The organism is Ruegeria sp. BF12 (genome assembly GCF_056538705.1).
Genome location: NZ_JBQFTP010000022.1, coordinates 44,702 through 51,879, shown reverse-complemented (window position 1 = coordinate 51,879; position 7,178 = coordinate 44,702). Strand labels below are relative to the sequence as shown.

Below are 7,178 nucleotides of genomic sequence, written 5' to 3'. Positions count from 1 at the left end.
GTCTATTTTTCCAATCAAGGAATGCGGATCCAGTAAAGCGATTTACCGCTTCAAACCAAACAAAATGCAACAAGCCAGTTGCGCTCAACTTGGTCCAGGTCATTTCTTTGCCATTGCTTTTCATTTCAGCAGTGCCCTACGGCCAAATATAAACACCAGCACCAAGATTATAGGAACCAAGACGGCACCCATCAGTAAAACATGATGCAGGGCATCGGGTAGTAGCGAGACGCGATTTCCGAACTGGTATGCAATAGTCGTCCAGAACACCACCCACAACACCGAGCCCGCAACATTTGCCAAAAAGAACTTTACCCACGGCATATTCGCTGACCCGGCGGCCAAACCGTTTAACTGCCGCAGCAATACAAAAAAGCGCGCGCACACCACTAAAGAGGCACCATATTTGTTTGTCGCGCGCTCCACGGTCTCGTACTTCGTCTCGGTAATGCCAAAACGCGATCCATACGCCAGGATGATAGCGCGGCCGTACCTGCGCCCAATCAGGTAAGCAACATTGTCGCCAGCTATGGCCGCAAGACTGGCAACCGCTGCAACCGCAAAAATGTTCAGAGTTCCTTTTGCTGCAAGCACCGATGCAGCCACTAAGGCGCTTTCTCCCGGAAGAGGCAGCCCAAAGGTCTCAAAGAAGATCGTGGGGAAAAGTACGAATAGCCCGTAGTTCTCAATAAGACTTTCAAAGTTGTCTGCGATGTTATGCATCTGAAAACCCGGCCCTACCGAAACGATCCCAAAGCGGTGTGTTCGATGTACTTTTCTTAATGATTTGGAAGAGAACTACCAACTTAAAGGCACCAGTTAAAAGTCTTGGATTCACTGCAGACCGCGTGAGGAACGACAATGGCTTTTACAGACAAAGAAAGTCGCAAAAACTTTTGGGGCGCCCTTTTCGCCTTGCCAGAAAAAAGGTTCGCGAGACGTAAAAGAAAAGAACTGGCGCGCAAAAAGCAAAGAGAGACCGATGCTCAGGTCGCAAAAGACCTTCGAGAAACCGGCCAAAACACTGACTACATGCAAGACCCCTTTTTCTACCGCCACTACTACTTTTGACATATGGGCCTGGTACGGACGCTCGCTAAGCCGTGAAACGCGCTTAATGTTCTTTGGGCGCTTATTCCGTAGCAGTTGTTGCTTCCGTTGCTGAGGGTGGGGCGGTTTCTTCACTTCCCACGCCCTCCTCAACTGATGTCATCATTGTAAGGCCCAAGAGTAAAACAACCAGAACCGCAACGATTACTATGAAGTTTCTATTCATTTCCGTTCTCCCAACGCGGTAAGCAGCCTCCGGGGAGGCGTAACGCCGAAGAGTCAAATATTTGTCAGGCTCTCAGGCGCTACATTTGATAGCTGCTCGTATTGATCGACCGCCGACAGGTATTCTTCCAATTTCCGACCCTCTTCCGTGTTCGGCTCTGATCCCCATAGGTACTCAATCTCACGGAGCGCAGCACGGTACTCGGTCAGGGTACGGACAATGGTCATGGCAATACCTCAAAAGAAATCAATATGAGACTTCATACCTGAAAACCTGCGATTCTGGTAGTCGGTTCCGAGCAGGCACGCCCTTAGCTTCTCGGTCTTTAGAAGTTCTGTTAGGTATAGTTCATGCCCGAGTTTCGCCCTTTCTCCCAAGATACCCTCCGGCCCCTGGCTGGACTAAGGGTGCGCGACAGCCAAACCACGTTCGTTGCTTCAAACCTAATGACCATGGCACAGTCCATTTTTGAACCCGGGTCGGAAATCTATGGTGTTTGGGAGCAAACTACTCCGGTCGGGCTGCTGGCGGTTATCGATATGTCCCACCCGGATGCGGATCTTGACGAAGGCGATGACCCGGACGGGATTTATATCTGGCGCTTAATGGTTGACCAGGCCCATCAGGGTCGGGGACATGGTAGAGCAGCTTTGGATTTCGCGAAGTCGTTAGCGCGCGAAAGGGGACGTTCTAACCTAATAATCAGCGTTGTTGATGAGCCGGGTGGCGCTATGCCGTTCTACAAGGAGTTTGGCTTTCACCCAACGGGTAGAATCGTTGATGGGGAAGTGGAACTGGCCTTGCGGTTGGTCTGAGCCACAGAATATTAGCGAGAAACATCAGCTCTCTCGATTACATCATATGACCGATATCAGCGCGCTTGCCGCTTCCGCAAACCCGGCTACGGCCACAGCGCCTGCCAGAACTATGCAAAAGATTTCCAATACACTCAGTTTCATTTTGACCCCCATCAAAACGTTGTGCGGGGCTTAGTGTAATTTTGTAACCTCGTATAGTGAGTGGAAGTTTACGTCGCGGAAACCCGCTGCGTAGGTGGCGTGTATTTGCTCAGGCTCACCGCAAAGGTGGTACGATAGGCCTTTGTGAAAGCACTCGAAGCTTGACTTGTAGCTGTTTCGCATCGCCCAACGCGCTATTTCCGCGTGCAGACTCAGTAAGAAGCGATCGATACGCGCCTTTGCTAGTAGGTGCATCTCAACTTGGCATACCGCTGGTTCTGTCGGCTTGGGTTGGATGACAATGTTCCCGACCACTCATCGTTCTCGCGTTACCGCCATGGCAAGTTCCGTGAAAGCGACATGCTGCGGCGCATCTTCGAGACGACCGTCGTACGTTGTCTGAAGGAGGGTCTTGTATCTGGCGAAGGCTTCGCCGTTGACGCCAGTCTAATACCGGCAGACGCCAATAAAGTCCGTTCCGGCAGCCCAGTGGACCCGAGCTGAGGAAAGTCGTCCCTATTTTGCTTACGCCACGAGCTACCTGATCGGCACCAAAGGCTCAGTCATCACGGTCGTTGAGGCGACGCGGGCGATCCGACAGGCCGAGGCGGGCGCTTCGCAAACAACGCTGGATCGCACTGAAAAGCGCTTCGGTATCAGGCCGGATTGGCTTGTCGCAGACACGGCCTATGGCTCCAGCGACAACTTGGGCTGGCTGGTCAAGAAGCGTGGGTTCTTCCCGTTCATCCCAGTGATCAATCACTCGAACCGCAAAGACGGTGCATGGACAAGGTTCGAGTTTGAATATGATGAGGCCAACGATCTGTACACTTGCCCGGAAGGCTTCGCGCTGAAGCAATTCCGTCGAAACTACTCCGATCCCAACCGCGGCAAGAACATCAGTGGCAGCCGAAAGTACCGCGCACTGAAATCTGACTGTCAGAGTTGTCCATCGAAAGAGAAATGCTGCCCCAACGAAATCTGTAGATCAATCCGTCGGGAAGCACATGAGCACGCTCGGGATTTCGCGCGATCCAGCAGGAAGACGCAAGCCTATAAGGTCAGCCGTGACAAACGGAAGAAAGTTGAAATGCTGTTTGCGCATCTGAACCGCATTTTGAATCTGACCAGGTTGAGATTGTGCGGACCCAATGGGGCTAAGGATGAGTTCCTGCTGGTCGTTATCGCACAGAACCTTAGAAAGGTCGCCAAGCTAAGGCCCAAGACCGTCCAACCGGAGGCGATGGCATGATCTTAGGCGTCAAGTCAGCCCACTTGCGCGTCGATTGGATCCGCGTCCAAGGCAATCACCTCGTGCCAAACCTTCGGTGACAATGTCGCCATCACTTGCCCCGAGTTTTTCAACAGAATCAGCCCTAACCCAGGCATTCGCCGCATTGCAAAGAACAGCTACTGGAAGTTTGTTACTGTGTTTTTTTAGGAAAGGCTTTTTTGCCTATAGGTACTTTTCGAATAGTTGAGTTTCTTTCGATCAATTTTGCCTCCAGCTTTTCAGCCTTCGGTCTCTCCTGAATGGAAATCCACCGCGCCAATGCAGCGGCTGCCCTTTCGCCCATGCGGGAAACCGGAAGGTGTACTGTTGTTAATGACGGCACCGCAACGGCAGAGCTTGGTAGATCATCCAAGCCCATTAATGATATTTCTTCTGGGACACTTAGCCTTTTCGACTGCAGGCCGAACAAGACCCCTAACGCCACAACGTCGGATAGACACAGTATGGCGTCAGGCTTGGCTGCGTCGCCTACGATGCGCGCAGCTGCTTCCGCTCCGCCGCGAAGACTGATGTCAGTCTCTACAGTCGTAAGTTGACCCTCCCAATGCAGTGAGCGCAGCCCGGAAAGCCGAGCCAGAGTCCGGTCATTATTGTCAACTGGTCCGTGTACGACAGTGATTTGCCGATGCCCAAGTTCAATGAGGTGCTGCAACGCCAATTGCGCCGCGGCTTTATTGTCGTACCCAATCGTTGGCAAAGGGTTAGAGCCGTCAAAGTAGGATGTGATGATCGTGGGGATCATCGTACGTTCGATAAGTTCGTGGAACTCATCGGAATGTGTTGCACCGGTAATGATCAAGCCCTCTGCCCCGATATCGACAAGCCCTTTCGCCTTTTTGGCTTCAATCTCCAGGTCAGACTCAGTTGTGGCCACAATCAATGAAAGCCCATCTTCGGAAAGCTTCCGTTCCAGCGCCGCAAGAAACCGAGCGAAAATGGCGTTGTCCAAGGTCGGAACCAGCGCGCCTACGAAACGCGTGCGGCCCGAGTTGATAGCTCGGGCAGCTGCACTGGGGACGAATCGAAGGTCCGCAATTGCTTTCTGAACTTTCTCCAGAGTGTCCTTTTTCACGACACCGGGCTCGTTCAGGACACGGGACACCGTAGCGACTGACACGCCTGCAGCTTTTGCGACATCTCTGAGATTTGCGCGCTTTTTCAACGCCGGGTCTTTTTGTGTCACGTGATTTTGCATCCATTTTACCGGCTTTCAACGAAAGTGTTGACATATGTAACTAGTTTCATCAACCTCTGTAACTAGTTTCATAACTGAGAATCCAACAGCGATATGCAAGGTTCGGTCGTATTACACGAGTTCACGAATTCCGGGTTCGATAGCCCGGGGCGCAGATTTCCGGGGTTTCCGAAGGCTTCGGGTGTTCGAAAATATGTCTTGGGATCGCGCGAAGCGATCCGCGTGGAGATGGGCGCAGGTGACCTGCTGTCTTTGGAAGCAACATCACAGTCTCATCCGCTGGATGTTGTTGAATTTCTCGACGGAAAGCCGACGCTTGCTCATCTAGGCCTAGAGGCAAACGGTACGGTTGATTGCAACGAGTTCAACAGCGAACCAATCACCGGTTGGATTGGAGCGAATGGTGGGAATCCAGCACAGGAAATTCCTCGCTCCAGGTTAATCACTTCAACAGAGCCGCTGGTCTTGAGCACCGACAAGCGGATTACAGTTTGGCTGATCCGCCCAACTTCTATTTTTGGATTGATTGAAGGAACCGGAGCTGGCTGTGTCGCGGTTTCTCATAAGATTGCAGCTTCGAATGAACCTTTGCTGCCGCCGCTTTTGGGCGACACGCGGGACGAATTCACTGTGCCGCGCGGTACGGGGATCGCATACGAGCTGAAAGCCGGTGAATTCGTTCAAATCATTGACGTAGAAGGGCAGCAGTGCTCTGACTTCATGGCGCTTCGTTCCGATGGGTTGGACCGCGGTGCCGAGTGGTTGATCGACTCCACAGCCACCCGGTCGATGGTGCGTCGCGCATTTCCTGGTCCGGGTTTGCTGGACAAGTTTTACGATCGAGAGATGCGGCCACTTCTCAATGTGGTGCAGGATACCTGTGGGCGGCATGACACGTTCGGTCTGGCCTGCACCGCCCGAGGTTATGAAGAGCGTGGCTTTCCAGGGCACGTGAACTGTTCCGACAACATGTCGAATGCGCTGGCCCCGTACGGCGTTGCGCGTCGGGCGGCTTGGCCGGCGATCAATTTCTTCTGGAACACGTGGATCGATCCTGGGACGCATCACATCCTGACCGAAGAGTCGTATTCGCGCCCCGGCGACTATGTCGCGATGCGCGCGATGGAGGATTTGGTGTGCGTCTCGACCGCGTGCCCGGACGATATTGACCCGATCAATGGCTGGAATCCGACGGATGTACATGTCCGCATCTACCGCCCGGAAACGCCGATCCGGCGAGCGGTCGCCTATCGTGAAAAGGAAGATGCCCCGATGTCGATCAGTCAGGAATCCGCATTTCATGACCGGCTTGCCCCTTTGACTCAACAATTCGCGCCTGCACGTGATCTGTGGGCACCGGTTAGCTTTCCCGCGCACGGCACGTTGGGTGAGTACTGGGCATGTCGCGAAGCCGTGACGGTGCAGGACATGAGCGGGCTGCGCAAATTCGATATTGTTGGCCCAGACGCCGAGAAACTGCTGCAGCAGGCAACAACGCGAAACGTCGCCAAATTGCCGGTCTGGCGCGGATCTTACACATTGATGTGCGATGAAAGCGGGTCGGTCATTGACGACGGCACGCTTTTCCGGCTTGCCCCCGAGATTTTCCGCTGGTGCTGCGGCTCCGAAGAAAGCGGTCGCGTGCTGCAAGCATTGGCAACGGATCTGGACTTGCAGGTTCGGGTCCACGCAATGCAGAACGCTATGCCGAACCTAGCCATTCAGGGGCCAAAATCGCGCGATCTGCTACGCAAGATCGCCTTTACTCAACCACACGTACCTTCGCTAGATGACCTGAAGTGGTTCGGGGTGACCATTGCGCGGCTGAATGATCGAGATGGCGCGCCGTTCATGCTCTCGCGCTCCGGTTACACCGGAGAATTAGGCTACGAAATCTTCTGTTCGAAGTCTGACGCGATCGCGATTTGGGATGCGGTTATGGAAGCGGGTCAAGAAATTGGAGTTACACCCATGGGCTCGGCTGCGCTGGACATCCTCCGGATCGAAGCCGGGTTGGCTGCGGCAAATGCCGAATTTGCTCCGGGCGTCGACGCGTTCGAGGCCGGGTTGGGCTTTGCGGTCGATCTGAAAAAAACCAGTTTCTCGGGCAAAGCCGCACTTGAAAGAAACGCGCGAGAGCCGCGTCGCGTGCTTAAAGGCTTGTTGATCGGCTGTGATGATGTGCCTGCCCATGGCGCTCCTGTTTTTGCCGATGAACGGCAGGTGGGCGTCGTCACTTCGGCCACCCGATCACCGATGTTGGAACACGCGATCGCCATGGCGCGGTTGTCGGTCGAACATGCCGAGAACGGGACCCGACTGGAAATTGGCCAACTCGACGGGCGGATGAAACGCCTGGGGGCAACGGTATCGGACATTCCATTCATAGACCCGCAACGCAAGCGGGCACGCGCCTGATGGCGCAAACGACACAATGCAACGGGAGAATATGAC

6 protein-coding genes and 1 pseudogene are annotated in these 7,178 nt (G+C 53.9%); 4 read left to right on the top strand and 3 right to left on the bottom strand.

Translation table 11 applies throughout. The annotated features are described in order from the left end of the window. Nucleotides 1–120: 120 nt before the first annotated feature. Nucleotides 121–723, bottom strand: coding sequence for a DedA family protein (locus ACR0J0_RS22005; RefSeq protein WP_480666125.1), 603 nt, complete (start codon nt 721–723; stop codon nt 121–123). A gap of 138 nt (nt 724–861) precedes the next feature. On the opposite strand from ACR0J0_RS22005, the gene ACR0J0_RS22000 reads away from it, so the two are divergent. Further along, entirely contained in the window at nt 862–1,071 is a 210-nt protein-coding gene (locus tag ACR0J0_RS22000) for a hypothetical protein (protein WP_480666124.1), read from the top strand. Between the two features lie 258 nt (nt 1,072–1,329). Here ACR0J0_RS22000 and ACR0J0_RS21995 read toward each other — a convergent pair whose 3' ends face one another. Then, nucleotides 1,330–1,503, bottom strand: a complete 174-nt coding sequence (locus ACR0J0_RS21995) for a hypothetical protein (protein WP_480666123.1) — start codon at nt 1,501–1,503, stop codon at nt 1,330–1,332. Between the two features lie 123 nt (nt 1,504–1,626). Here ACR0J0_RS21995 and ACR0J0_RS21990 point away from each other — a divergent pair, with 123 nt between their 5' ends. Both ACR0J0_RS21990 and ACR0J0_RS21985 read left to right on the top strand, forming a co-directional pair. Continuing rightward, the gene (locus tag ACR0J0_RS21990; protein ID WP_480666122.1) at nt 1,627–2,091 is read left to right on the top strand and encodes a GNAT family N-acetyltransferase; all 465 of its coding nucleotides are present in this window, start codon (nt 1,627–1,629) and stop codon (nt 2,089–2,091) included. Between the two features lie 393 nt (nt 2,092–2,484). Next, nucleotides 2,485–3,487, top strand: a pseudogene (locus ACR0J0_RS21985) (transposase); the annotation flags it as partial. 172 nt (nt 3,488–3,659) lie between these two features. On the opposite strand, the gene ACR0J0_RS21980 reads toward ACR0J0_RS21985, so the two are convergent. After that, nucleotides 3,660–4,724, bottom strand: a complete 1,065-nt coding sequence (locus ACR0J0_RS21980; RefSeq protein WP_480666121.1) for a LacI family DNA-binding transcriptional regulator — start codon at nt 4,722–4,724, stop codon at nt 3,660–3,662. A gap of 465 nt (nt 4,725–5,189) precedes the next feature. Between ACR0J0_RS21980 and ACR0J0_RS21975 the strand changes: the two genes are divergently transcribed. Beyond that, on the top strand, nt 5,190–7,142 hold the full coding sequence (locus ACR0J0_RS21975; RefSeq protein WP_480666120.1) for a DUF1989 domain-containing protein: 1,953 nt from the start codon (nt 5,190–5,192) through the stop codon (nt 7,140–7,142). Nucleotides 7,143–7,178: the final 36 nt, after the last annotated feature.

Bases quoted from the DNA above. Each gene is read 5' to 3' on its own strand.
- ACR0J0_RS22005 (WP_480666125.1), bottom strand. From the start codon at position 723: ATGCATAACATCGCAGACAACTTTGAAAGTCTTATTGAGAACTACGGG.
- ACR0J0_RS21995 (WP_480666123.1), bottom strand. From the start codon at position 1,503: ATGACCATTGTCCGTACCCTGACCGAGTACCGTGCTGCGCTCCGTGAG.
- ACR0J0_RS21990 (WP_480666122.1), top strand. From the start codon at position 1,627: ATGCCCGAGTTTCGCCCTTTCTCCCAAGATACCCTCCGGCCCCTGGCT.
- ACR0J0_RS21980 (WP_480666121.1), bottom strand. From the start codon at position 4,724: ATGCAAAATCACGTGACACAAAAAGACCCGGCGTTGAAAAAGCGCGCA.
- ACR0J0_RS22000 (WP_480666124.1), top strand. From the start codon at position 862: ATGGCTTTTACAGACAAAGAAAGTCGCAAAAACTTTTGGGGCGCCCTT.